The organism is Agromyces sp. Root81, from assembly GCF_001429165.1.
In the GTDB taxonomy this organism is placed as follows: domain Bacteria; phylum Actinomycetota; class Actinomycetes; order Actinomycetales; family Microbacteriaceae; genus Agromyces.
In genome coordinates this window covers 1,284,985-1,309,071 of record NZ_LMIR01000002.1, presented here as the reverse complement: position 1 = coordinate 1,309,071, position 24,087 = coordinate 1,284,985, and the positions used below count along the sequence as shown (strand labels likewise).

23 protein-coding genes are annotated in these 24,087 nt (G+C 69.8%); 14 read left to right on the top strand and 9 right to left on the bottom strand.

Annotated features, from left to right (window positions below):
* Positions 1-119: 119 nt before the first annotated feature.
* Positions 120-1,649, bottom strand: coding sequence for a M1 family metallopeptidase (locus ASE14_RS11245; protein WP_235511256.1), 1,530 nt, complete (start codon positions 1,647-1,649; stop codon positions 120-122).
* A 322-nt stretch (positions 1,650-1,971) separates the two neighbouring features.
* On the opposite strand from ASE14_RS11245, the gene dnaK reads away from it, so the two are divergent.
* From dnaK to ASE14_RS11225, 4 genes are all read left to right on the top strand, one after another.
* A complete protein-coding gene (gene dnaK, locus ASE14_RS11240; RefSeq protein WP_056654656.1) occupies positions 1,972-3,849 on the top strand; it encodes a molecular chaperone DnaK in 1,878 nt (625 codons plus the stop codon).
* 2 nt (positions 3,850-3,851) lie between these two features.
* A complete protein-coding gene (locus ASE14_RS11235) occupies positions 3,852-4,433 on the top strand; it encodes a nucleotide exchange factor GrpE (RefSeq protein ID WP_056654655.1) in 582 nt (193 codons plus the stop codon).
* A gap of 121 nt (positions 4,434-4,554) precedes the next feature.
* A complete protein-coding gene (locus ASE14_RS11230; RefSeq protein ID WP_056656251.1) occupies positions 4,555-5,550 on the top strand; it encodes a DnaJ C-terminal domain-containing protein in 996 nt (331 codons plus the stop codon).
* 9 nt (positions 5,551-5,559) lie between these two features.
* The gene (locus ASE14_RS11225) at positions 5,560-5,976 is read left to right on the top strand and encodes a heat shock protein transcriptional repressor HspR (protein ID WP_056656247.1); all 417 of its coding nucleotides are present in this window, start codon (positions 5,560-5,562) and stop codon (positions 5,974-5,976) included.
* A 13-nt stretch (positions 5,977-5,989) separates the two neighbouring features.
* On the opposite strand, the gene ASE14_RS11220 is transcribed toward ASE14_RS11225, so the two are convergent.
* Together ASE14_RS11220 and ASE14_RS11215 are read right to left on the bottom strand one after the other, a co-directional pair.
* Positions 5,990-6,718: a hypothetical protein gene (locus ASE14_RS11220; RefSeq protein WP_235511254.1), complete on the bottom strand. Its 729-nt coding sequence runs from the start codon at positions 6,716-6,718 to the stop codon at positions 5,990-5,992.
* 82 nt (positions 6,719-6,800) lie between these two features.
* On the bottom strand, positions 6,801-7,217 hold the full coding sequence (locus ASE14_RS11215; RefSeq protein WP_162257731.1) for a DUF4345 domain-containing protein: 417 nt from the start codon (positions 7,215-7,217) through the stop codon (positions 6,801-6,803).
* Positions 7,218-7,278: 61 nt separating this feature from the next.
* Between ASE14_RS11215 and ASE14_RS11210 the strand changes: the two genes are divergently transcribed.
* A complete protein-coding gene (locus ASE14_RS11210; protein WP_162257730.1) occupies positions 7,279-7,872 on the top strand; it encodes a TetR/AcrR family transcriptional regulator in 594 nt (197 codons plus the stop codon).
* A 17-nt stretch (positions 7,873-7,889) separates the two neighbouring features.
* Here ASE14_RS11210 and ASE14_RS11205 read toward each other — a convergent pair whose 3' ends face one another.
* A complete protein-coding gene (locus ASE14_RS11205) occupies positions 7,890-10,637 on the bottom strand; it encodes a cation-translocating P-type ATPase (protein WP_056654651.1) in 2,748 nt (915 codons plus the stop codon).
* A gap of 103 nt (positions 10,638-10,740) precedes the next feature.
* Between ASE14_RS11205 and ASE14_RS11200 the strand changes: the two genes are divergently transcribed.
* Positions 10,741-11,874 carry a class I SAM-dependent methyltransferase gene (locus ASE14_RS11200; protein ID WP_056654650.1) on the top strand — a complete coding sequence of 378 codons (1,134 nt, stop codon included), beginning with the start codon at positions 10,741-10,743 and terminating at the stop codon, positions 11,872-11,874.
* On the opposite strand, the gene ASE14_RS11195 is transcribed toward ASE14_RS11200, so the two are convergent.
* Genes ASE14_RS11195 through ASE14_RS11185 form a run of 3 tightly spaced genes read right to left on the bottom strand, consistent with a single transcriptional unit; the run spans position 11,875 to position 14,214 of the window.
* On the bottom strand, positions 11,875-12,492 hold the full coding sequence (locus ASE14_RS11195) for a bifunctional 4-hydroxy-2-oxoglutarate aldolase/2-dehydro-3-deoxy-phosphogluconate aldolase (protein ID WP_200953309.1): 618 nt from the start codon (positions 12,490-12,492) through the stop codon (positions 11,875-11,877).
* The gene (locus ASE14_RS11190; protein ID WP_056656241.1) at positions 12,479-13,240 is read right to left on the bottom strand and encodes an IclR family transcriptional regulator; all 762 of its coding nucleotides are present in this window, start codon (positions 13,238-13,240) and stop codon (positions 12,479-12,481) included. The genes ASE14_RS11195 and ASE14_RS11190 overlap by 14 nt, the downstream gene beginning before the upstream one ends.
* A gap of 2 nt (positions 13,241-13,242) precedes the next feature.
* Positions 13,243-14,214, bottom strand: a complete 972-nt coding sequence (locus tag ASE14_RS11185) for a sugar kinase (RefSeq protein WP_056654649.1) — start codon at positions 14,212-14,214, stop codon at positions 13,243-13,245.
* A 159-nt stretch (positions 14,215-14,373) separates the two neighbouring features.
* Between ASE14_RS11185 and clpS the strand changes: the two genes are divergently transcribed.
* From clpS to ASE14_RS11170, 3 genes are all read left to right on the top strand, one after another.
* Complete coding sequence (gene clpS, locus ASE14_RS11180; RefSeq protein WP_056654648.1) at positions 14,374-14,664, top strand: ATP-dependent Clp protease adapter ClpS; 291 nt, start codon at positions 14,374-14,376, stop codon at positions 14,662-14,664.
* A complete protein-coding gene (locus ASE14_RS11175; protein ID WP_056654647.1) occupies positions 14,661-15,152 on the top strand; it encodes a DUF2017 family protein in 492 nt (163 codons plus the stop codon). The genes clpS and ASE14_RS11175 overlap by 4 nt, the downstream gene beginning before the upstream one ends.
* A gap of 149 nt (positions 15,153-15,301) precedes the next feature.
* A complete protein-coding gene (locus ASE14_RS11170; RefSeq protein ID WP_235511253.1) occupies positions 15,302-16,489 on the top strand; it encodes a DUF998 domain-containing protein in 1,188 nt (395 codons plus the stop codon).
* 12 nt (positions 16,490-16,501) lie between these two features.
* On the opposite strand, the gene ASE14_RS11165 is transcribed toward ASE14_RS11170, so the two are convergent.
* Positions 16,502-17,656 carry an epoxide hydrolase family protein gene (locus tag ASE14_RS11165; protein ID WP_056656238.1) on the bottom strand — a complete coding sequence of 385 codons (1,155 nt, stop codon included), beginning with the start codon at positions 17,654-17,656 and terminating at the stop codon, positions 16,502-16,504.
* A gap of 138 nt (positions 17,657-17,794) precedes the next feature.
* Complete coding sequence (locus ASE14_RS11160; protein WP_056654646.1) at positions 17,795-18,205, bottom strand: SHOCT domain-containing protein; 411 nt, start codon at positions 18,203-18,205, stop codon at positions 17,795-17,797.
* 173 nt (positions 18,206-18,378) lie between these two features.
* On the opposite strand from ASE14_RS11160, the gene ASE14_RS11155 reads away from it, so the two are divergent.
* The 5 genes from ASE14_RS11155 to ASE14_RS11135 all read left to right on the top strand — a co-directional run bounded on the left by ASE14_RS11155 (position 18,379) and on the right by ASE14_RS11135 (position 24,028).
* The gene (locus ASE14_RS11155; protein ID WP_056654645.1) at positions 18,379-19,194 is read left to right on the top strand and encodes a mechanosensitive ion channel family protein; all 816 of its coding nucleotides are present in this window, start codon (positions 18,379-18,381) and stop codon (positions 19,192-19,194) included.
* Positions 19,195-19,196: 2 nt separating this feature from the next.
* A complete protein-coding gene (locus ASE14_RS11150) occupies positions 19,197-20,501 on the top strand; it encodes an ion channel protein (RefSeq protein ID WP_082600563.1) in 1,305 nt (434 codons plus the stop codon).
* A gap of 87 nt (positions 20,502-20,588) precedes the next feature.
* Positions 20,589-22,244 carry a SulP family inorganic anion transporter gene (locus tag ASE14_RS11145; protein WP_056654644.1) on the top strand — a complete coding sequence of 552 codons (1,656 nt, stop codon included), beginning with the start codon at positions 20,589-20,591 and terminating at the stop codon, positions 22,242-22,244.
* 36 nt (positions 22,245-22,280) lie between these two features.
* The gene (locus tag ASE14_RS11140; RefSeq protein ID WP_056654643.1) at positions 22,281-22,952 is read left to right on the top strand and encodes a GAP family protein; all 672 of its coding nucleotides are present in this window, start codon (positions 22,281-22,283) and stop codon (positions 22,950-22,952) included.
* Positions 22,952-24,028, top strand: coding sequence for an AI-2E family transporter (locus ASE14_RS11135; RefSeq protein WP_056654642.1), 1,077 nt, complete (start codon positions 22,952-22,954; stop codon positions 24,026-24,028). Before ASE14_RS11140 ends, ASE14_RS11135 begins: the two co-directional genes overlap by 1 nt.
* Positions 24,029-24,087: the final 59 nt, after the last annotated feature.

The following is a 24,087-nucleotide window of genomic DNA, read 5'->3' as shown; positions in this document are numbered from 1 at the left end:
AGATCGTCGGGGAGCGGCGGGTCACGATGCGAATCTACTCGAACGCATCTCCTCGTCTCGCAGCTGAACACCTGCGCGCTTCCGCCGACCTCCGACGAGCGGGTCATCGAGGTGGTCGCCTACGGCGTGGTCCAGGTGGCCGGCGGCTTCGCCTGCTCGTACAGCCAGGTCTGGAAGAAGCCGTCGAGGTCTTCGCCCGATACCTCCTCGAACACCGCCTGGAAGTCCTCGGCCGTGCCGGCCGAGTCGTTGTACCGCTCGAGCCAGAGCTGAGTGCCGGCGAAGAACGTCTCGTCGCCGAGCTCGAGGCGGAGGGCGTGGAGCGCGCCGGCGCCGCGGTCGTAGACCGGGTCCTGGAACAGTCCGAGCGGACCCGGGTCGCCGATCTGGAGGTCCCAGTACTCGCTGTCGGGCTCCTCGGAGGCGTACCACTCGTTGTACGACTCCTGGACCGTCGCGCCGCCGTCGTGTTCGTCCCACATCCAGGACGCGTACGATGCCCAGCCCTCGTTGAGCCAGATGTCCTGCCAGCGTTCGGGGCTGACCGCGTCGCCGAACCACTGGTGGGCGAGCTCGTGCGCCACGGTGCCCTCGCTCGCCTGTCGCGAGTAGACCGGGCGGGTCTGCGTCTCGAGTGCGTAGAAGACCGTGTCGTCGTCGACGATCGAGCCGTACGCGACGAACGGGTATCCCCCGAAGTACTGCTCGTAGAAGTCGATCATCTCGACCTGGCGCGCCAGGCTGGCGTTCGTCACCAGAAGCCGCGCCGGAGTCACATCAGCGTCGACCGCGTCGATGATCGGCACGCCGCTCGCCGAGTAGTACGTGTCGCGCAGGTCGAAGTCGCCGACCGACGCGGTCGTGAGGTAGCTCGCCTGCTGGTCGGGGGCATCCCAGTACCAGGTGGTCCAGCCGCCTGCCGTCTCCTCGGGCTTCGGCTGCATGCCGTTCGCCACGGCGACCTTGCCCTCGGGCACGGTGATCGCGAAGCTGTAGCTCGCCTTGTCGGTCTGGTGGTCGCTGACGGGATACCAGGTCATCGAGCCATCCGGCTCACTGACCACCATGGCGCCGTCGCGCGTGGTCACCCAGCCGTAGAGCGCCTCCTCGATGTCGAGCGGCCGCGCGGTCTGGCCGCCGTACTCGATGACGAGCTGCACGCTCTCGCCGGCCTTGAGCTTCGGACGCGGCTGCACGGTGAGCTCCCAGATCCGGTCGGCGTCGTTCTGCACGTGCCAGTACGCGGCCCCGTCGACCTCGGCCCCGGGTGCCGGCGGCGCGACGGCGGTGGCGGGCTTGCCGTTCACGGTCAGGGAACCGACCTCCATGCCGCGGAGGTCGAGGTTGAACCGGTCGAGGTCTTGAGTGGCGACGAGGTCGATCGTGGCCGTGCCGTCGAGCTGCCCCACGAGCGGCGCGGGGTCGGCCTCGGGCGGCGCGTAGGTGAGGTCGAGGTCGTAGTGCTGCACGTCGTAGCCGCCGTTGCCGGCGTTCGGGAAGTACGTGTCGCCGGCCCCTGGCGAGCCCGCCGTGTACCGCGGTCCGTTCGGCGATCCTGGTGCGGCGGCCGCTCCGGTCGCCCCGAGCCCTCCGACCACCGCGAGTGCGACCGCGAGGCCGCCCACCAGCTTCATGCGTCTCCCGTTCACGACTGCTCCCCTCATCGTTGCGCCTCACGCGTTGCACCTCACGCGTTGGGCGAAACTCTAGGGGCGGCCGGACGCCGCCGGTAGCCCCCATGGGAATACTGGGCACCGGCTGTGAGTTGAGTCGAGTACACTCAAGTTTCCCCACCTCGACTTGACACGTTCACGGGGTGTTGAGAAGCTTGAGTCGGTAAGGCTCAAGTCTTGCCTCAGGTACTTCGGTTGCGGGCCAGGAAGGGTCGAACCGGTATCCGGCCCGTCGCCCACGAGCCGCGCGGTGCATCCGTGCGGCCGGGGCCACGGGCGGGGAGAAGGAGAAACACACATGTCACGAGCAGTAGGAATCGACCTCGGCACCACCAACTCGGTCGTCTCGGTCCTCGAGGGCGGCGAGCCCACGGTCATCGCGAACGCGGAGGGTCTGCGCACCACGCCGTCGGTCGTCGCGTTCACCAAGGACGGCGAGGTGCTCGTCGGCGAGACCGCGAAGCGCCAGGCCGTCACCAACGTCGACCGCACCATCGCGTCGGTCAAGCGCCACGTCGGCACCGACTGGAAGACGGACGAGATCGATGGCAAGCAGTACACGCCGCAGGAGATCTCGGCGCGCATCCTGCAGAAGCTGAAGCGAGACGCGGAGCAGTACCTGGGCGACACCGTCACGGACGCCGTCATCACGGTTCCCGCGTACTTCAACGACGCAGAGCGCCAGGCCACGAAGGAGGCCGGCGAGATCGCGGGCCTCAACGTGCTGCGCATCATCAACGAGCCCACCGCGGCCGCACTCGCGTACGGCCTCGACAAGGGCAAGGAAGACGAGCTCATCCTGGTCTTCGACCTCGGTGGCGGCACGTTCGACGTGTCCCTCCTCGAGGTGGGCAAGGACGACGACTTCTCGACCATCCAGGTGCGCGCCACCGCCGGCGACAACCGCCTCGGCGGCGACGACTGGGACCAGCGCGTCGTCGACTGGCTCATCAAGAAGTTCAAGGAGTCGACCGGCGTCGACGTCTCGAACGACAAGATCGCCAAGCAGCGCCTGAAGGAGGCCGCGGAGCAGGCCAAGAAGGAACTGTCCTCGAACCTGAAGGCGTCCATCCAGCTGCCCTACCTCTCGCTCACCGAGAACGGCCCCGCGAACCTCGACGAGACGCTCACGCGCGCCGAGTTCGAGAACATGACGAGCGACCTGCTCGACCGCACCAAGAAGCCGTTCGAAGACGTCATCCGCGAGGCGGGCGTCAAGCTCTCCGACATCGCGCACGTCGTGCTCGTCGGCGGATCGACGCGCATGCCCGCGGTCAGCGAGCTCGTGAAGAAGGAGACCGGCCAGGAGCCCAACAAGGGCGTCAACCCCGATGAGGTCGTCGCCGTCGGCGCCGCCCTCCAGGCGGGCGTCCTGAAGGGCGAGCGCAAGGATGTGCTCCTCATCGACGTCACTCCCCTCAGCCTCGGCATCGAGACCAAGGGCGGCATCATGACGAAGCTCATCGAGCGCAACACGGCCATCCCGACCAAGCGCAGCGAGACCTTCACGACCGCCGACGACAACCAGCCGTCGGTCGCGATCCAGGTCTTCCAGGGCGAGCGCGAGTTCACCCGCGACAACAAGCCGCTCGGCACCTTCGAGCTCACCGGCATCGCGCCGGCGCCGCGGGGCATCCCGCAGATCGAGGTCACGTTCGACATCGACGCCAACGGCATCGTGCACGTGTCCGCGAAGGACAAGGGCACCGGCAAGGAGCAGCGCATGACGATCTCGGGCGGCTCGAGCCTCCCGAAGGACGACATCGAGCGCATGGTGCGCGAGGCCGAGGAGCACGCCGCCGAAGACAAGGCGCGTCGCGAGTCGGCCGAGACCCGCAACCAGGCCGAGCAGCTCGTCTACTCGATCGAGAAGCTCATCAAGGAGAACGACGACAAGCTCCCCGCTGACGTCAAGTCCGAGGTGCAGGGCGACGTCGACGGGCTGAAGAGCGCGCTCGCGGGCGACGACGACGAGGCCGTGAAGTCGGCCTTCGAGAAGCTCAACGCATCGCAGGGCAAGCTCGGCGAGGCGATCTACGCCCAGAGCCAGCAGGCCGATGCTTCAGCCGCGGCCGGCGAAGACGCGAACGCGTCGGGCGCCGAGGGCGACCAGTCCTCCGACGAAGACGTGGTCGACGCCGAGGTCATCGACGACGAGGAAGAGAAGAAGGCCTGAGCATGGCAGACGAGAAGGAGACCCCCGAGGTCCCCGATCCCGACTCCACCGATGAGGTGACGGATGCCGCGGCATCCGTCACCCCTGAGGAAATCGACGTCGAGATCGAAGACGACGAGGTGCTCACGGTCGACGACATCCTGAACGCGGCGAACGCCGAGGTGCAGGACCCGAGCGCCGAGCATCTCGCCGACCTCAAGCGCATCACCGCGGAGTACGCCAACTACCGCAAGCGCACCGAGGCGAACCGCGAGGTCGAGCGCGAGCGCGCCGTCGGCGCGGCCGTGGCCGTGCTGCTGCCAGTGCTCGACGACCTCGACCGTGCCGAGAAGCACGGCGACCTCGAGGGCGACGCGCCGTTCGCGACCATCGCGGCGAAGCTGCGCGGCTCGGTCGGGAAGCTCGGCCTCACCGCATTCGGCGAGGTCGGCGAGCCGTTCGACCCGCAGCGGCACGAGGCGATCTTCCAGCAGCCCTCGGCCGACGTCGAGATCGACACGGTCGCCGACGTCGTCGAGACCGGGTACACCCTCGGCGGCACGCTGCTCCGCGCAGCGAAGGTCGTCGTGAAGACCCCGCAGTAACCCGACTCGGCCGGCCCGCGGCATCCGTTCGCGGATGTCGCCGGCCGGCCGACACGGTTTTCAGACAGACTCGAGACAGACTCGAGACAGACTTCAGACAGATACGAGAGAGGAGGTGCCGGTGGCCAGTCAGGATTGGTTCGACAAGGACTTCTACAAGGTGCTCGGCGTCTCCAAAGACGTGAGCGACGCGGACCTCAAGAAGACGTACCGCAAGCTCGCCCGCAAGTACCACCCCGACTCCAACCCCGGTGACGCTGCCGCCGAGGCGAAGTTCAAGGAGATCAGCGAGGCGCATTCCGTGCTCGCCGATCCCGAGCAGCGCAAGGAGTACGACGCCGTGCGAGCCATGGGCTCCGGCGCCCGCTTCACCGCGCCCGGCAGCGCCGGCGGCGCCGGCGGCTTCGAAGACGTCTTCGGCGGCATGTTCGGCCAGGGCGGCGGAGGCCGCAGCCAGTCCTACACGTTCCAGCAGGGCGGCGACTACGACGACCTGCTCGGCGGCCTCTTCGGCGGCGGCCGCTTCGGCCAGCCGACCGGCGGGTATCGAGGCCCCGGCGGCCCGACGAAGGGCCGGGATGTCACGGCATCGACGACGCTCGACTTCGTCACGGCCACCAAGGGCGACCAGATCACGCTGCAGACCGCCGAGGGCAAGCCGATCACGGTGCGCATCCCTGCGGGTGTGGCCGACGGGCAGAAGATCCGCCTACGCGGTAAGGGCCAGCCCTCGCCCGACGGCGGCGAACCGGGCGACATCGTCCTGACGGTGACCGTGCGCAAGCACCCGGTGTTCGAGCGTGACGGCCTGAACCTCCGGGTCACCGTGCCCGTCACGTTCACCGAGGCCGCGCTCGGTGCGACCATCCAGGTGCCGACCCTCGGCGGCGACCCGGTGAAGCTGCGCGTCGCCCCCGGCACGCCGAGCGGCCGAGTGCTGCGTGTGAAGGGTCGCGGCGTCGAGACGTCGAAAGGCACCGGAGACCTGCTCGCGGTCGTGCAGGTCGCCGTGCCGTCGCATCTCTCGAAGGAGGCGGAGGCGAAGCTCGAGGAGTTCGCCGCCTTGCTGCCCGACGAGAACCCCCGAGACGACCTGCTCGCGAAGGCGAAGGGCTAGGTGGTGGAGATGAACGAGAGGAGCCCGCTCTTCGTCATCTCCGTCGCCGCCGAGCTCGCGGGCATGCACCCGCAGACGCTGCGCCAGTACGACCGACTCGGGCTCGTCTCGCCGACTCGCACCGCGGGCAAGTCGCGTCGCTACTCGATGCACGACGTCGTGCAGCTGCGCGAGATCGCCCAGCTCTCGAGCGAAGGCGTGAGCCTCGAGGGCATCCGCCGGGTGCTCGGTCTCGAAGACGAGGTGGCGACCCTGCGCGCGCGGGTGCGCGAACTCGAGGGCGCGCTCGCGGACGAGATGCTGAACCGACCGGGCCGGCGCGTCTTCGCGGCGGGGTCGGCTGGGGAGGTCATCTCGCTCAAGGCAGGCACCCGCGTGCGACGTGAGAACGCGGTCGTCGTCTGGCGACCCCTGGAGCGGGAGTGATCGACTCCGGCGTTCAGCGACCCCAGGCGGAGGGCGGCGCCTCGATGACCTCGTAGGGCCGTGAGCTCCAGTGGGTGCCGTAGCCGTAGTGGCTCGCCGCCCACATCGAGGCCCAGATCGCTTGGGCGGTGGCATCGGCCGAATCGCCGCGCGCGAGCGCCGCGTCGACCTCCGGGTAGCGGCCCGACTGCAGGTTCTCGGCCGCGTAGTAGGCCGCCTCGACGAGCGTCGGGTAGCTGCCGAGGCCCGATCCGCCGCCCGAACCCTGGCCGTTGTTCAGCGGGTTGTTGCGGTTCCACCAGTTGTCGGCACCGTTCTCCTGACGCATCCAGCGCATCATGAAGGTGATGTTCTCCTCGGTGATCGGCCAGTCGCCCTCGACGAGTACGAGCTTGGCCCAGTCGACGTTCGTGCCGCCCGCGACGAGGGTCTGCTCGCCGGTCGTCGCGACATAGGACTCGTGCGAGACGACCGGAGCCGCGACATCCGACGCGACGTCGAGCTCCTGCACGTCGCCGTGGTGCGGGGCATCCGCCGCGGCGAGGGGGAGCGTGCCACCGGGCTGCGGCAACGGCGCGACGGCGAGGCCGGCGAGGAGGCCGAGGACCGAGAGCACGGCGGCCGCGGCGAGCGATCGGCGGGGTGAGCGCGACCTCGGGGGCGTCTCGCGCCGGGGATGCGTCACGGGCGTCGCGACCTTCCGTCGCGCCGCCCGCCGTCCCCCGGTTCGTGCGTCCTGCATGCGGCACCGAGGGTAGCAAACCCCGCCGGGAGCCGCACTCAGCGAAGGATCTGGCGCGATCGCCCTGCGGGCGATGCACCCGTCAGCGCTGCGGCATCCGCTCCGGCTCGCTCGCCTCGGGGACGTCGATGACGTGACCGTGCCACCAGATGACGAGCGGAACGACGACGAGCTCCAGCACGAGTGCGCCGATGAAGACCGGGTGGGGCCAGCCCGCCGCGATGACCGACACCAATCGGGCGAATCCGCCGAAGAAGGCGATGGCGAGGACGATGCGCGTCACCGTCCTCCTCGCGCGGAGCCGGAGCACCGACCACCAGAGCGCCAAGCCCGCAGCGAGCCAGAACACGTTGGTGAATCGGTACTCGCTGTCGACACTCGCGGTCGTCGGCGCTCCTCCTGGCACGAAGGCGGGGCCGAGGATGATTCCGGACAGCCCCGAAGCGACTGCCACCGACCCGAGTACCACCAGAACGGCGGAGAGTGCTCGTTGCTGCATGTGCATCGTCCTCACGTGTTGCCGATCGGCTTGAGAGTGATTACTCTCTCACCATATGGGAATGAGAAGCGACGCGCTAGTGACTGCCGCGATGGACCTCTTCGCCGAGCGTGGATTCCACGCGACGTCGGTTGCCGACATCCAGATCGCCGCCGGTCTGACCGGTGGATCGGGCGCCCTCTACAAGCACTTCGTCAGCAAGGACGCCGTCCTCGAAGCCGGAGTGGCGGCATACCTCGAATCACTCGCGGAGCGCAGCAGGACCACCGTGCGCGACCTGCCCGAGCAGCCTCGAGACGCGCTGCAGGCCATCGCCCAGGGTCTCATCGCGTCGATGACGGCAGACGAGGCAGTCCTCCGGGTGCTCCTGCGAGACCTCGACCAGCACCCGGCGCTTCTCGAACGCGTCTGGGACGGCGTCCTGGCGAACGTGTACGTGGAGATGTCGGACTGGATCAGCGCCCAAGCGAGCCGCGGCCTGGTCACGGTGTCCGATCCGGAGGCGACGGCCGCCGTGCTCATGGGCGCCCTCACCCAGCTGCCGATCCTCCACGCGCTCATCCGGAGGACGCCGGGAGACCTCGTCTCCTCGGCCTACGTGTCGAGCTGGGTCGAGATCGCGGCTCGAGCACTGCAGGTGCCCTCAGCCGACTGAGCGCGGCGGCGCGGAACTCAGCGGATGCCGGTGGTCGCGGCGACGGGGGAGCCCGCCTGACGGCGCGCGAGCCGGCGCCGCCTGAGCCACTTGTCGCCCTCGACGACCACGAGCAGGATGAGCGTCAGGCCGATGCACGTGAGCCACTGCCAGCCCGTCAGCGACACGGTGCCGAGCATCCGCTGGAACAGTCCCAGCTCGGTCGACGCGACGATGAGCACGACCGGCCAGATCAGGATCTTCGCGACCGCCGCGATCGGCGGCAGGAGGCCCGACTCGGGGGTGCGACGCATGAGCAGGGCGCTCAGCACGGTGGCGAGGCCGAGCACCACGTAGGCCATCGTCATCGACGCGGTCGGCTCGGACGGACTCGGCACGTCGGGTCCCCACACGAGCGGCACCAGGGCGATGAGGAAGATGACCGCGCCGTAGACGAGCCACTCCACGAGCGAGACGGGGTTCACGACGCCGATCTTCGGATCGCGCGGCGGATGGTTCATGATGCCGGGCGGGTTCGCATCCGCGGCGATCGCGATCACCGCGAACAGGGCCACGAAGAAGTTGATGAACAGCACCTGGGCGGGGAACAGCGCGACGCCCTCGGCGATCGAGAACGCGCTCGCGGCGAGGAACAGCATGATCAGGCTGAGCAGCTGCGTCATCTGGAATCGCAGGTACGCGGTGATCTTCGAGTAGACGATGCGGCCGAGCTCGACGGCGTGCACCAGGGTCGCGAAGTTGTCGTCGGTGAGCACGAGCTTCGCGGCCTGCTTCGTCACCTCGGATCCCGAGCCCATCGCGACGCCGATGTTCGCCTGCTTGATGGCCGCGGCGTCGTTCACGGCGTCGCCGGTCATCGCGACGATGGCGCCCTCGGCCTGCAGGAGCCCGACCAGTCGCAGCTTGTCGTCGGGGGTGACCCGGCCGAACACGTGCAGGTCGGGAAGGCGGCGCAGGAGCTCCTCGTCGCTCATCTCCTTGAGGTCGGCGCCGCTCACGGCTCCCGTGCCGAGCCCCAGCTCGGCGCCGATCGCCCCTGCGGTGACGGCGTGGTCGCCCGTGATCATGCGCACCTCGATGCCGGCGCGGTGGGCCACCTCGACGGCCGCCTTCGCCTCGGCGCGCAGCGGGTCGACGATGCCGACGATGCCGAGGAGTGCGAGGTCGGACACCCACGACATCGGGTCGGCCGCGACCTTGCCCTCGTCGGCGTCGTCGAGGAAGCGAGCCGCGAAGGCGAGCGTGCGCAGTCCGGTGGACGACATGCGCTCGAGCTCGGCCGTCGCCGAGTCGGAGGCCACGGGCACGATCTCCCGCGTGTCGCTGAGCATCGTCGTGCATCGGCCGAGCACCACGTCGGGTGCGCCCTTCACGATGAGCACGAGCCGCCGCTCGCCCCGCACGGGGATGCGCTGCAGGGTGGCCATGAACTTGTAGTCCGAGTCGAACGGCACCTCGGCGAGGCGCGGGTAGTCCTTCCGGGCCTGGTCGGCGTCGATGCCGAGCCTCGCGGCGAGCACCACGAGCGCGGCCTCCGTCGGGTCGCCGACGACCTCGCCCTCCGAGGACACCGTCGCGTCGTTCGGCAGGCTGATCGCGAGTCCGAGCGTCGGAGCGTCGAGCGGTTCGTCGGAGGTGCCGAGCACCGTGCCGTCGAACGAGTAGCCCTCACCGGTGACCCGGTAGGTGTTGCCGCCGAACCAGGCCGTGCGCACGGTCATCTTGTTGAGGGTGAGGGTGCCCGTCTTGTCTGAGCAGATCGCGCTCGTGGCGCCGAGCGTCTCGACGTCGTTCAGCGACGTCACGATCGCGCGCTCCTTCGCGAGCCGCGATGCGCCCCAGGCGAGCAGGCTCTGCACGAACACCGGCAGGCCGGTCGGGATCGCCGAGATCGCGACGGCCGTGGCGAGGAACAGCAGCTCGTCGAGGCTCTGACCGCGCACGAAGCCGATGATGACGATGACGAGTACGGCGCTCCAGGCGATGATGCCGAGCACCTTCGTGAGCCCGTCGAGCTCGAGCTGCAGCGGGGACTTCTTGTCGCCGACCTGCGTGAGCAGCGACGCGATGCGGCCCATCTGCGTGCGCATGCCGGTCTCGACCACCACGATGCGAGCCGTGCCGCGGGTGACCGAGGTGTTCTGGAACACCATCGACGTGCGGTCGGCGAGTGCGGTGCCTGCGGTGTTCTCCGCCGGGCCCTTCGGGATGGGCAGCGACTCGCCGGTGAGCGACGACTCCTGCGTCTCGAGGTTCGCCGACCGGAGGATGCGGCCGTCGGCCGGCACGAGATCGCCGGATTCCAGCTCGACGATGTCGCCAGGGACGAGTCCCGTGGCGTCGATCTGGAGCAGGACGCCATCGCGGATGACCCGCGCCTTCGGCGTCTGCAGCTTCGCGAGCGCGTCGACGCTGCGGCGGGCCTTCACCTCCTGCTGGGTGCCCGTGATCACGTTGAAGAGCACGAGGATCGCCACGATGATCGCCGTCGAGACCTGCCCGATGAGGAGCGACACGATCGTCACCGCGATGAGCATCAGCGTCATGAGCTCGAGCACCTGGCTGAGCGCGATGCGCCAGACGCTCGGCGGCGGCGCGCTCTGCAGGGCGTTGGGCCCGGCCTCGGCGAGGCGCTTCCCGGCCTCGGCAGCGGCGAGCCCGCGTGACGGATCGGTCTTCGCCTGCGCGATCACGTCGTCGGGGGCGAGCGCCCACCATTCGACGGCGTGCTCCTGCGGTGCGCTGTGCTGAGTTTCGATGGTCATTGCGAACCCCCGGACGTCGTGTCGACACTCGACAGGCTAGCCCGACGGATGCCGCGAGCGGGAGAGGGCGCCGACATCGGTTCTTGCGCCGTACCCTTGGGGGATGCCCTTCGACTTCGGCTCTCTGCGGCGCCACCCCGATGTCGAAGGCCCGGGGCTCGAGGCATCGGATGCCGCGGACCGGCTGATCCTCGACGAGGCCGCGGTGCTGATCCGAGAGGCCGGGCCGGGAGAGGTCGTCGTCGTCGACGACTCCTACGGGGCGCTCGCGCTCGCCGCGGCGGACGCGGGGGCTCGGGGCATCCGCGTGCACCAGGACCTCGTGACGGGTGAACGCGCGCTCGCCGAGAACGCGGCCCGAATCGAGCTGTCGGACACGGTGGACGCGCGACCGCTCGGGCCGGAGCTCTTCGGAGGTGCGCGACTCGTGCTGCTGCGCCTGCCTCGCTCGCTCGACCGGCTCGACGAGGTGGCCGGGCTCATCGCCGCGCACGCGCGTCCCGAGGTGGTCATCGTCGGCGGCGGCCGCATCAAGCACATGTCGCTCGCGATGAACGACGTGCTCCGTCGTCGGTTCGGCCGCGTCGACGTGAGCCACGCGCGGCAGAAGTCCCGTGTGCTCATCGCGCGCGAGCCGGGCGGCCCGGCCACGACGGCCGCGAGCCCCGCCGACTGGCCGCGCAGCGCCCGCCACGACGATCTCGGCCTCGAGGTCGTCGCCCACGGCGGCGTCTTCGCCGGCACGGGTGTCGACATCGGCACCAGGTTCCTGCTCGAGCAGCTGGGCGATGCGGTTCCGGATGCCGCGACCGCCGTCGATCTCGCGTGCGGCTCTGGCATCGTGGCCGCCCGGCTCGCGCGTGAGCGCCCCGGGTTGCGGGTGACGGCGACCGATCGATCGGCGGCTGCCGCGGCATCCGCTCGCCTGACGGCCGCGGCCAACGGCGTCGCCGATCGCGTGCACGTCACTCGCGCCGACGGTCTCGAAGGGCTCGTCGACGCGAGCGAACCGTTGATCGTGCTGAATCCGCCGTTCCACAGCGATGCGGCGATCTCGACCGGCATCGCCGCGCACCTCTTCGCCGACGCCGCCCGGGTGCTCGGCCCTGGTGGCGAGCTCTGGTGCGTGTGGAACTCGCACCTGCGCTACCGGCCGCTCCTCGAACGCGTCGTGGGGCCGACCCGGCAGATCGCCCGCAACGCGAAGTTCACCGTCACCGCCAGCCGGGCTCGATGATCAGGCGCGTGCCACCTCGGCGATGGAACGGGTGAGGAGCTCGACGGACTCGGGCGATGAGAAGGCGGCGCCGACCGCGACGGCGCTGAAACCGGCCGCCAGGTACTCGGCGGCGTTGGCCGCGGTGATGCCTCCGGTGGCGACGAAGGAGACGTTCGGGAACGGCCCCTTCTGGGCGCGCAGCCATGAGGTGCCGAGTTCGGCGGCCGGGAACGCCTTGACCCAGCTGCATCCGCTGCGCAGGGCCCAGCCGATCTCGGACGAGGTGGCGACCCCCGGGAGGTGCGCCACCCCGAGCTCGGCTGCTCGCTGCGCGACGTCCGCATCGAAGCCCGGCGCCACGGTGAACGTCGCTCCCATGGCGACGACGCGCTCGAGCTGCTCCACGGAGAGGACGGTCCCGGCGCCGACGTGCTTGCCGCGGTCCCGCCCGGCGGCGACGGCCGCCGCGAACGACGCGAGCGCATCGGGGCTCTGCACGGGAACCTCGACGAGCCCGACCCCGGCGTTCCATGCCGATTCGCAGAGCTCGACCGTGCGCTCGGGCGCGCTCCCGCGGAAGATCGCCATCACCGGGTTTCCCGTGAGGTGCTCGGCGAAGTAGTCAGCGGCGTTCATGCTCGTCTCCATTCCAGCCGAGTTCCCGGGAGATCGCCTGTGCGACCCGTCGGTACTCGGGCATCTGTTCTCGCAGTTCGGCGAGCGGGGCGACTGCTCGGAGCGCGGTCACCGACATCCCGATCGTGACGCGCCCCGAAGCGTCGAAGACGGGGAGGGCCACGCAGTTGATGTAGTCCTCCTTCTCGCCGTCGTCCTCGGCCCAGCCGCGCTGCCGGACGAGGTCGAGTTCGCGCCGGAAGGCGCCCGGCGTCACGATGGTCGTCGGCGTGTGGCGCTGGAAGCCCAGGCGCTCGATCGCCTCCTCGCGCACGGACTCGGGGAGGTGCGCGAGGACGACCTTCGCGACCCCGGCGGTGTGGCCCTCGGCGGGAAGGCCGATCCGCGACCCCATCGCGACCGTGCCCGAGCCGTCGACCTTGTCGACGTAGATCACGTCGTCGTCCATCAGTTGTGCCAGATGGACCGTGTGCCCCTGCTGGGCGGCGAGGCGCTGGAGGAACGGGTGCGCGAGCGTCCGGATGTCGATCTGATCGATCGCGTACTGGGCCAGGGGGATGATGGCGAAGCCGACGGTGTGCCGGCCATCCGGCAGGTGCCGGGCGAAGCCGTCCTGCTCGAGCGTCTGGAGCAGGCGCAGCGCCGTGCTCTTGTGCACCCCGATGTGTTCGGCGATCTCGCCGAGGCTCCGCGGCGAGGGGCCGATGAACCGAATGATCTCCATGGCGCGTGACACGGTCTGCGACATCGTCATCCCTCCACGAGGGTCGTCGATCGCCGCCAGTCTCGCGGGTCATGCGCGAGTGCGTGCGCGATCTCGGCCTGCGAAGGGGCGGGGGCGGCATCGGTCGAGCTGCGGAGCACCCGCGAGGCCATGAGATGACCGAACCGGAGCCGCTCATCCGCGTCGGCTGCGCGGAGGCGGCCCGCGAGCCATCCGGAGGCGAATGCGTCACCGGCGCCGACGGGTTCGACGACCTCGACGACCGGGGCGGCGCACACCGTCGCCCCGCCATCGTGGAACTCGGTGGCGTCGAGCGCGCCGTCCTTGACCACCAGGTGGGCGGGGCCCTGCAGGAGCCGGTCGACCGATGCCGCCGTGGAGGTGCCCCACAGCGTCTCCGCCTCGTCGCGACCGACGAACACGATGTCGCTGGCGCGGGCGAGCCGAAGGAGCTCCGGCGCCGCCCGAGTCGTCGGCCAGAGCGCCGGGCGGTAGTTCACGTCGAAGCTGACGACCGCGTCCCCCAACGCGCGGTCGATGACGATCGCCTGCAACAGTTCGCGGCAGTCGTCGGAGAGGGCCGCCGTGATGCCGCTCACGTGCACGATCCCGGCTCTCGCCGGCGACCACTGCTTCAGGAGTTCGACCGACATCATCGAGGCGGCACTCCCGTCCCGGTAGTAGTGCACCTTCGTGCCCTCGGGGGAGGGGTTCTTGAAGAACACTCCGGTGCGATGGAGCGGGTCGCGGACGACGAGACCGAGGTCCACTCCGTTCCGCGCGAGGTCCGACAGCACGATGTCGCCGAGCGGGTCGTCCCCGAGCGCACTCGCCCACCGGGTGGCGTGGCCGAGCGACGCCAGGGCGCTCGCCACGTTGGACTCCGCGCCGCCCGGGCGGAGGAGGTACCGGCCGTCGGCGGAGAGCGGACCGCCGTCGGAAGCGGTCACCATCACCATCGTCTCGCCGACGCAGAACACGTCGATGTCGTCTCGCATCTTCTCCTCCGATGCCGTTGCATATGTTGCAACGGCTGTGCGCATATTGCGGAGCGTTCACAAGCTACCACTGCGTGCCCGGAGATGGCGGCCCGCGTGCCGCGGACGAGCTGCGACCTCCGGGGTGCGGGCGCGCACACATCGTGTCAGGCTTGGGGAATGACGCTGACGCTCGAGCAACTCGACACCGACGCCGCCGTGCGCGCCGCCGTCGAGCTGCCGTGGCGCACGGTCGTGTGGGACGATCCGGTGAATCTCATGACCTACGTGAGCTACGTCTTCCGCAGCTACTTCGGCATCCCGCGCGCAGAGGCCGAGCGGCTCATGCTGCTCGTGCACACCGAGGGCCGCGCCGTCGTGGCGACCGGCAACCGCGAGGCCATGGAGCGGCACGCGCAGGCGATGCACGGCTACGGCCTCCAGGCCACCGTCGAGCGGGTCGAGCCGTGATCGTCGCGGGGCTCGGCGGCGGCGACGGCGTGCGCATCGTGCTCGAGACCGAAGAGGCGATGCTGCTCTCGGAGCTCGCCGACCAGGTCGACTCGGTGCTGCTGCTCGGCGAGGCCGACGACCCGGCGCTCGGCCGGCTGCTGCCGAACGCGTACCCCGACGACCACGATGCCGCCCACGACTACACCCGCTACACCCGTGACAGCCTCGTCGACGGCAAGCGCCAGGCCGCCCAGCGCGTACGCGATGCGACCGCGGTCGACGAGCACGGCGGAGTGGTGCAGATCGAACTCGACCAGGCCGAGGCCTGGGGGTGGCTGACCTTCCTCACCGATCTTCGGCTCATCCTCGCCGAGCGGGTGGGCATCGTCGACGAAGACGAAGCGGAGTCCGACGAGACGCGCGACGACTACCTGCGCGCCGCTTACGAGTGGGCCGGGTTCGTGCAGGGGTCGATGCTCGAGGTGCTCGACCCGATCAAGGGCTGAGCGCACCGGGAGCTCGCACCGACGAAGGCTCGTGCGCTGCGGCCCGCCGCTTGGACACGGGGTCGAGGCGCTGGCATGCTGATGCCGAATCACCGTCGCCGCCGGCACACGCCGGGACCGGGGCGGGGTGCACACCTCGAGGAGCGCCAGTGAGCCGAAACACCGCGACCATCGCATCGCCGCCGACCGCGTCGATCGCGATCGCCCCGACCTCGATCGGGCGGGTGCTGCGGCATCCGGCGGCCAACGCCGAGTCGCTCGAGTCGATCGCACTGCTCATCGGGGCGGCGACCTTCGTCGTCGGCGGACTCGTCGCGTGGTTCGTGTTCATGGGCGAGGACCTGCCGATCGCCGGGCCGGGGTCGCTCGGCGAGTTCGTCGCAGTCGGGGCGGCGATCGTCACGCTCATCGCGTTCCTGCTCGGCCGTCTCTCATTGCGCACTCGCAGCGCAGCCGGCTTCGCCGACGCCGCGCTGCCGGGGCTCGACGCCTCCGGTGCGCGCATCCACTGGTTCGACCTCACCGCGATCGCGCTGGCGCACGCCTTCATCGCGCTGCTCGGCTGGATCGGCCTCGCCGACCTGCTCGAGCAGAGCTTCCAGGGCGCGGTCGTCTTCACGGTCCCCGGGGCCGTGCTCGCGGGCGTGGGCATGGCGGTCACCGGCTACGCGGTGTTCCTCTCCTCGGTGCACCTCACGCCGATGCTGCTCTCGTTCGTGCTCGCACTGTTCCTCGTGGTGGGGGCGCTCGCGAGCATGCTGAGCTCGAGCGATCCGCTCTGGTGGCAGATGAACCTGAGCGCGCTCGGCATGACGAACGACATCTCGGCGCTCGCCTTCAACCTGACCCTCATCATCGCGGGCGTGATCGTCACGACCATCGCCCGGTACGCGACCGCGGCCGTGCCGACCACGACCCACGCCGAGCTGCGCGGCCGCAACGTCGTGCGCGTCGGCCTGATCCTCATCGGGATCTTCCTCGCCTGCGTCGGCGTCTTCCCGGTCGACCAGTTCTTCGTCCTGCACAACACGGTCGCCACCGGCATGGCGGTCGCTTACACGGTGCTCGTCATCGGCCTGCGCTGGTTCATCCCGACGATGCCGAAGGTGTTCATCATGCTCGGCTACGTCTACGTCGGCGTGGTCGTCGTGCTCGCCGTGTTCTTCGCGACCGGGTACTACAACCTCACGGCCGTCGAGCTGGTCGCGGCCGTGCTGATCTTCAGCTGGATCATCGTCTTCCTCCGCAACTCGGGCGCGATGCACGCGCAGCCGTCGACGGATGCCGCGGCCGCACGCGTCGCGGAAGGGACCCGGGTCGCGTCGGCCCAGTCGTGATCTGACCCGACGTCAGCGGAGTTCGCGGAAGAAGTCGCGCACGTCGCCGACGAGGAGGTCGGGCACCTCCATGGCCGGGAAGTGGCCACCGCGATCGAACTCGGACCAGTGCACGACATTGTGCTCGCGCTCGGAGATCGTCCGGATCCCGAAGTCGCCGGGGAACACCGCGACGCCCGACGGCACCTCGCTCGGCTTCGTCGGTCGGCCCCAGTTCGCGCGACCCTCGCGATAGAGCCTCGCGGATGACGTCGCCGTGCCGGTGAACCAGTACACGCTGACGTTGGCGAGCAGGTGATCGAGGTCGACGGCGTCCTCCGGAAGTCGGGCGGCGGGGTCGGTCCACTCCTCGAACCGATCCATGATCCAGGCGAGTTGGCCGGCTGGCGAGTCCGCGAGGCCGACGCCGATCGTCTGGGGTCGGGTCGACTGGATGACCGCGTAGCCGGTGCCCTCCTGCATCTGTCGTTGCAGTGCGGCGAGCCTCGCCTGTTCGGCTTCGGTCAGGCTCGCGAACTCGGCCGGATCGCCTGAGGGGAAGCCGAGACTGCCGTTCACGTGCACGCCGACGACGTGCTCGGGGGCGATGCCGCCGAGCATCGGAGAGATCACGGCACCCGTGTCGCCGCCCTGCGCGCCGTATCGCTCGTATCCCAGCCGGTTCATGAGCTCCGCCCATGCGCGAGCGATCCGCGCCATGTCCCAACCGGTCTCGTGGGTCGGGCCCGAGAAGCCGAAGCCGGGCATCGACGGGGCGATGACGTGGAAGGCGTCGGCGGGGTCGCCGCCATGGGCGCCCGGGTCGGTGAGCGGGCCGATGACGTCCATGAACTCGACGACGGATCCCGGCCACCCGTGCGTGAGCAGCAGCGGCAGGGCGTTCGGCTCGGGCGAGCGGACGTGCAGGAAATGGATGTTCTGGCCGTCGATCGTGGTCGTGAACTGGGGGAAGGCGTTGAGCTTCGCCTCCTGCGCGCGCCAGTCGAACGAGGTCCGCCAGTAGTCGGTGATCCGCCGCAGGTAGCCGCTGGGGGTGCCGTAGGACCAGCCGACGCCCGGCAGCTCGTCGGGCCAGCGCGTCTCGGCGAGACGACGATTCAGTTCGTCGAGGTCGGCTTGCGGGACATCGATGCGGAACGGCCGGATCAGGGGGCTGTCGTCAGTCATGTCCACGACGCTACGCATCGATCCGGACAGTTCTCGTCCGGATGAGCCGCCATCGACGAAGAGGTCGCGTCGATGCATCCGGAGACGCTGAAAGGGTCGGATGCGAAGCATCCGACCCTCTCAGCTGCAGGTCTTGGATCAGACGGACTGCGTGGGGTGCGCGAGCGCCTTGGCCTTCAGGAGGTCGAACTCCTGCTGGGTGATGCTGCCGGAGTCGAGGAGGCCCTTGGCCTTCGCGATCTCATCGGAGGGGCTCGCAGCGGTGCCGGCGGTCTGACGGATGTACGCGTCGGTCGCGGCCTGCGCCTGCTGGTAGTCCTTCTGCGAGCGCTGGGCCATGCTGTTGCCGCGCGCGATCAGGTACACCAGGGCGGTGATGAACGGCACGAAGATCAGGAAGATGATCCACACCGCCTTCCACCAGCCGTTGAGCTTCTGGTCGCGGAACAGGTCGCCGATGATGGCGAACAGAGCGAACAGGTAGGCGATGAACGCGAACGCCCAGAGGAACCACCAGATCAGGTCCCAGAAACTGTCCCAAAAACTCATGTGTGCAGCCTTTCACTGTGAATGAACGCCCCCCATAGAGCGCCGCTGAGGCGAACCTATCGCGTGGCGCGGTCGCGCGTCCATATGCCGCGCGGCTTGTGACGGGGCCACGCGGCGGCGAGCTTCCCACGTCGAGGCCCTCCCGCCGGTACCCTCGGCATCGGGAGGGGAACGTGGCGGACTGGGTGGCATCGCTCGACATCGACGGGTGGAGTCTCGGGCTCGCGCTGCTCACGGCGATCGCGACCTGGGTGCTCGCCGTGCTCGCCCGCAAGGGCACCCGCAGCCTCCTCGCCAAGGTTCCCGCACTCACTCCTGCCCTGCAGACCCTCATCGTGCGGGCCGTGAACTACGCGATCATCCTGCTCGGCGTCGGCGTCGCCCTCAGCTTCTTCGGCGCCTCGATCCAGCCGCTCATCGCCGTCGCCATCATCGTCGGCGTCGTGCTCGTGCTGGTGCTGCGCGGCATCGCCGACAACTTCGCCGCCGGCGTGGTGCTGCAGACCCGTCGGCCGATCGGGATCGGCGATGAGATCGAGAGCGACGGCACCGTCGGGATCGTGCAGGAGCTGAACGGCCGATCCGTCATCGTGCGCACCGTCGACGGGCGGATCGTGCACCTGCCGAACGCCGATGTGCTGCAGAACCCCCTCGTGAACAACTCGGCGCATGGCGCCCGCCGCAGCACCGTCGAAGTGCGCGTCGCGACCGGAGGACCCGCCGTTGACGAGCTCGGCGCCGTCGTCATCGGCGCCGCCACCGCCGCGATGGGGGTGCACCGTCACGAGACACTCGCCCTGCGGACCATCGTGCGGAGCCCGACGCGCGCCGTGCTCCACCTCCAGTTCTGGCACCACCCCCTGCACGGCGTCGCCGTGCGATCCGCGGTCGTCGACGCCGTCGCCGACGCGCTCGCGGCCCGATCGATCGACGCCGTCGTGACGAGCGACGTGCCGCCGACGCCCCTCACCTCTGCAGACAGGATCTGACCGTGAGCCTCGCCATACCCCCGCGCGACCCGGAGGTCACGCCGAAACGACTGCTGCTCCTCGCGATCCCCGCGCTCGCCATCGGCGTGATCTCAGCGCTCGTGCTCTTCGCGCTCGACCGGCTCGCGGCGGTGATGCAGTCGGCGATCTGGGACGCCCTGCCCGACGCGCTCGGCGTCGACCCGTCGGGTTGGTGGATCGTGCTCGTGCTCACCCTCACGGGCCTCGCGGTGGGACTCGTGCTGCGGTTCGTCCCCGGCCACGGCGGCCCCGACTCGGCGACCACCGAGCTCGTCGAGGAACCGCAGCCGCTCAAGAACCTGCCCGGCGTGCTCATCGTCACCGTGCTGGCGCTCGCGGGCGGCGTGAGCCTCGGCCCCGAGAACCCGATCATCGCCGTCAACACGGCGCTCATGGTGGCGGCCGTCGCCCGGCTCATGCCAGCAGTGCCGAAGCAGCTCACGGTGCTGCTCGCGGCCTCCGCCACGATCGGCGCGCTCTTCGGCACCCCGGTCGCCGCGGCGCTCGTCTTCACCGGCATCGTCGCGGCGCTGAAATCGGGCGGCGCGCTGTGGGACCGCCTGTTCCTGCCGCTCGTCGCGGCCGGCGCCGGCGCGTTCACGATGCGTCTCGTCGGCGCCCCGATCTTCTCGTTCACCCTGCCGCCGTATGGCACGCCGCAGGCGCTCGACCTCCTCACCGGGGCGATCGTCGCGACCGCAGCGGCGGCCATCGGGCTCGCGATGCTCACCGCGTTCCCGATCATCTACCGCGCCATGCACTCGTTGCGGCATCCCGTGCTCATCGCGACCGCCGGCGGGCTCCTGCTCGGGCTCCTCGGCCTGCTCGGCGGTCCGATCACGATGTTCAAGGGCCTCGAGGAGATCGGCGACCTCCTCGAGGACCCGACCGCCTACGATGCGCCGCAGCTCGCCGCCATCGCGGGCATCAAGATCCTCGCGCTGCTCATCGCGGCGAGCTCGCTGTTCCGCGGCGGTCGCGTCTTCCCGGCAACGTTCATCGGCGTCGCACTCGGCATGCTCGGCCATGCGCTCATCCCGTCGCTGCCGCTCGGACTCGCGGTCGGCTGCGCCATCGTCGGCGTCCTGCTCGTCGTCACCCGCGACGGGTGGATCGCGATCTTCGTCGCCGTCGCCGTGGCCGGCGACATCACCATCCTGCCCATGCTCTGCGTGATCGTGCTGCCGGCCTGGCTCCTCGTGACCGGTGCGCCGGAGTTCCGGATCATGGCGCCGAAGGAGTCGGCCTCGGCATCGACGACCGCGCCGCCGCCCGGCGTCGACTGAGGGCCCGAAGCGACGCGGTGCTCGACGAGCGATGCCACGCGGCATCCGCTCGCTAGTCTCGGAGCTGGGCGAACGGAGGGGGAACCGGTGCAGAAGCCGCTGGCAGGACTCAGCAGGAAGAACGTCGCTCGCGAACTGACCGCGGGCGTCACCCTGCTGGCGATCGCGATCCCGCTGAACATCGGCTACGCCCAGATCGCCGGGCTGCCTCCGACGGCGGGCCTCTACGCGCTCATCGTTCCCACCGTCGTCTACGCGCTCGTCGTCTCCTCGCGCCAGCTCATCGTGTCGCCGGATGCCGCGGCCGCCGCCCTCGTCGCCTCATCCATCGGCGGGCTCGCGGCCGCCGGCAGCGCCGACTATGCGACGCTCGCGCTCGCGCAGGCGATCATCTGCGGCATCCTCTTCGTGCTGATGTCGGTGTTCAAGCTCGGCTTCATCGCGAACTTCCTGTCCAAGCCGATCCTCGTGGGCTTCGTCGGCGGGCTCGCGCTCGACATCCTCGTGAGCCAGATCGCGAAGATGCTCGGCGTGAAGATCGACTCGGGCGGCGAGTTCGTCGACAAGGTGGTCGGGCTCGTGACCGGACTCGACACCGTCAACCCGTGGTCGCTGCTTATCGCGGCGCTCTCGGTCGCGGTGCTCATCGTCGGGCAGCGGTTCCTGCGGCTCGTGCCGTGGGCGCTCATCGTGCTCGTGGTCGCGACGGTGGCGGTCGTGCTCGCCGACCTCGACGACGCCGGCGTCGACGTGCTCGGCGAGGTGCCGGCCGGGCCGCCCGCGTTCACCTGGCCGGTCATCGACTGGTCGATGTGGCTCATGCTCGTGCCGTCGGCGATCGCCCTCACGATGGTGACGACCGCCGAGGGCCTGCTCGTCTCCCGCGCCTACGGCGAGAAGCGCAACTACTCGACGCGGCCGAACCGCGACCTCTTCGCGTTCGGCGTCGCGAACGTCGCGGCGGGAGCGAGCGGCAGCTTCGCCATGGGCTCGTCCACCTCGCGCACCGCGGCCATGGACCAGGCCGGCTCCCGCACGCAGCTGCCGTCGCTCGTGCTCGCGGTCGGCACGCTCCTGCTCCTGCTGTTCGGCACCGCGCTGCTCGCCGACATCCCGTCGCCCGCGATCGGTGCGATCGTGGGCGTCGCGATCCTGCCGCTCCTCGGCATCACGGACTTCCGCATGCTCTGGAAGGTCGACCGGTTCGAGTTCGGGATCGCCGCCGTCTGCTTCCTCGTGACGCTGTTCGTCGGCTCGATCCCGGGCATCGTCGTCGCCTTCGTGCTCGCGCTCATCAACCTCGCCAAGCGCGCCGCGAACCCGCCGATCGACGTGCTCGCGGTCGGCGACTCCCCGGCGGAGAGCCTCCTCGGCGAAGCGCCCATCGGCACCATGACGGCTCCCGGCGTGATCGTCGTCCGCCTCGCCGCGCCGCTCTTCTTCGCCAACGGCTCGGTGTTCGACGACGCCGTGAAGAAGGCGGTCAAGGCGGTGCCCGAGGGCTCCGTGCAGCACGTCGTCATCGACATGGAGGCCGTCACCGACGTCGACGTGACGGGTGCCGAGAGCTTCACCGCGCTCGTCGCCTGGCTCGACGCGAGGAGCATCGAGCTCGAGTTCAGCCGGGTGCGCCCCGACGCGCGGGACCGTCTCACCGACCTCGGGCTGCTCGGCGACCGCCGCATCTTCGACACCAACCGGGCCGCGATCGCGGCCCTCACGAGCACGCCGCAGCAGCGGTAGAGGACGGCGGCGATGCCGCCAGACAGGAGTACACACATGGGCGAGGTCATCGGCGGCATCCTGCCGCTCGCACTCGGCATCGCGATCAGCCCGATCCCGATCATCGCCGCGATCCTCATGCTGCTCTCGCCGAAGGCGAAGGGCACGAGCGTCGGATTCCTCATCGGCTGGGTGCTCGGCATCGTCGTCGCGGTCGTCGTGTTCACGCTGCTCGCCTCGATCATCCCCGAGCAGGACCCGGATGCGTCGAAGCCCATCGCCGGCGTCATCAAGATCCTCCTCGGCGCCGGACTGCTGTTCCTCGCGCTGAAGCAGTGGCGCGGCCGACCGAAGGACGGCGAGGCGGCGGCGCTGCCGAAGTGGATGTCGGCGATCGACTCGATGACCACGATGCGCGGAGCGGTGCTCGGCTTCCTGCTCTCCGCGGTGAACCCGAAGAACCTCCTGATGGCGGCCGGCGCCGGCGTGCTCATCGGCACCGGCGGCCTGAACGGCGGCGAGATCGCGCTCGTGATCGTGATCTTCGTGATCATCGCCGCGTGCTCGGTCGCGGTGCCCGTGATCGCCTACCTCCTCGCCTCCACGAAGATGGCGGCGCCGCTCGAGGCGCTCCGCGGCTGGCTCGTGCAGAACAACGCGACCGTCATGGCCGTGCTCCTCCTCGTGATCGGCGTGGTCATGATCGGCAAGGGCATCGGGAGTTTCTGATGACGGAGGTCTCGACGCCGTCGGCAACGCAGACGGCACCCGCCACGGGCGGCCTCGCCTACGGCACGCGAGTGCTGATCACCCTCGCCGCGGCCGCCGTCGTCTTCGCCGGGGTATGGTTCGCCCGCGACATCCTCGCCCCCGCCGCGGTCGCCGCGGTCGTGGTGATCATCGCGCACCCGGTGCGCCGCCCGCTCGAGCGTCGCGGCTGGCCGAGCTGGCTCGCGACGACCGCGGTGATCGTGGTCGCCTACCTGATCCTCGCGATCCTCGGCACGCTGCTCGTCGTGGCATCCGCTCAGTTCATCGGCATGCTGCCCGACTACGCCGACGAGCTGGCGGCGACCGTGCAGGCCGTGTACGACTGGCTCACCTCGCTCGGCATGACGAGCGAAGCGGCCGCCTCGGCGGCCGAGTCCATCGACCCGAAGACGCTGCTCGCCTTCGCCGCCGGCGTCGCCGACGCCGTGCTCGGTGCAGCGACCGCTTTCTTCTTCGTGCTGGCCTACGTCATCTTCATGGCGGCGGATGCCTCGGGCCTCAGCCGGAGCGGCCGCGTCTTCGCCAGCGCAGCGGCCGACGTGATCGGCGCCCGGTACTTCTCGGGCGTGCGCCGCTACTACGTCGTGAACGCGAGCTTCGGCCTCGTCGTCGCCGTGCTCGACGGCCTGTTCCTCTGGTGGATCGGGGTGCCGATCCCGATCGTGTGGGCGATCCTCGCGTTCGTCACGAACTTCATCCCGAACATCGGCTTCGTGATCGGCCTCATCCCGCCGGCGGTGCTCGCGCTCGTGGTCGGCGGCTGGCCGCTCGCCCTCGCCGTGGTGCTCGCGTACTGCGTCATCAACGTCGTGCTGCAGGTGCTCGTGCAGCCGAAGTTCGTGAGCGATGCTGTGGGCCTGAGCCTCACGCTGACATTCTTCTCGGTCGTCTTCTGGACGCTCGTGATCGGCCCGATCGGGGCGATCCTCTGCATCCCGTTGACGCTGCTCGTGCGGGCGCTGCTGCTCGAGCCCGACCGAGGGGCGGTGCCGCTCCGACGACTGTCGGGCGACCCGCAAGCCGAGCGAACCTGACGTTCGCCGGTGATTCATGTCGGACTCTGGCGCACGAGGGCAGTGCGCGCGTAGTCTGC

Bases quoted from the DNA above. Each gene is read 5' to 3' on its own strand.
- ASE14_RS11135 (WP_056654642.1), top strand. From the start codon at position 22,952: ATGACGGAGGTCTCGACGCCGTCGGCAACGCAGACGGCACCCGCCACG.
- ASE14_RS11165 (WP_056656238.1), bottom strand. From the start codon at position 17,656: ATGACTGACGACAGCCCCCTGATCCGGCCGTTCCGCATCGATGTCCCG.
- ASE14_RS11190 (WP_056656241.1), bottom strand. From the start codon at position 13,240: ATGTCGCAGACCGTGTCACGCGCCATGGAGATCATTCGGTTCATCGGC.
- ASE14_RS11200 (WP_056654650.1), top strand. From the start codon at position 10,741: ATGCCCTTCGACTTCGGCTCTCTGCGGCGCCACCCCGATGTCGAAGGC.
- ASE14_RS11205 (WP_056654651.1), bottom strand. From the start codon at position 10,637: ATGACCATCGAAACTCAGCACAGCGCACCGCAGGAGCACGCCGTCGAA.
- ASE14_RS11215 (WP_162257731.1), bottom strand. From the start codon at position 7,217: ATGCAGCAACGAGCACTCTCCGCCGTTCTGGTGGTACTCGGGTCGGTG.
- ASE14_RS11140 (WP_056654643.1), top strand. From the start codon at position 22,281: ATGGGCGAGGTCATCGGCGGCATCCTGCCGCTCGCACTCGGCATCGCG.
- ASE14_RS11220 (WP_235511254.1), bottom strand. From the start codon at position 6,718: ATGCAGGACGCACGAACCGGGGGACGGCGGGCGGCGCGACGGAAGGTC.
- ASE14_RS11235 (WP_056654655.1), top strand. From the start codon at position 3,852: ATGGCAGACGAGAAGGAGACCCCCGAGGTCCCCGATCCCGACTCCACC.
- ASE14_RS11225 (WP_056656247.1), top strand. From the start codon at position 5,560: ATGAACGAGAGGAGCCCGCTCTTCGTCATCTCCGTCGCCGCCGAGCTC.
- ASE14_RS11195 (WP_200953309.1), bottom strand. From the start codon at position 12,492: ATGAACGCCGCTGACTACTTCGCCGAGCACCTCACGGGAAACCCGGTG.
- dnaK (WP_056654656.1), top strand. From the start codon at position 1,972: ATGTCACGAGCAGTAGGAATCGACCTCGGCACCACCAACTCGGTCGTC.
- ASE14_RS11210 (WP_162257730.1), top strand. From the start codon at position 7,279: ATGAGAAGCGACGCGCTAGTGACTGCCGCGATGGACCTCTTCGCCGAG.
- clpS (WP_056654648.1), top strand. From the start codon at position 14,374: ATGACGCTGACGCTCGAGCAACTCGACACCGACGCCGCCGTGCGCGCC.
- ASE14_RS11160 (WP_056654646.1), bottom strand. From the start codon at position 18,205: ATGAGTTTTTGGGACAGTTTCTGGGACCTGATCTGGTGGTTCCTCTGG.
- ASE14_RS11185 (WP_056654649.1), bottom strand. From the start codon at position 14,214: ATGCGAGACGACATCGACGTGTTCTGCGTCGGCGAGACGATGGTGATG.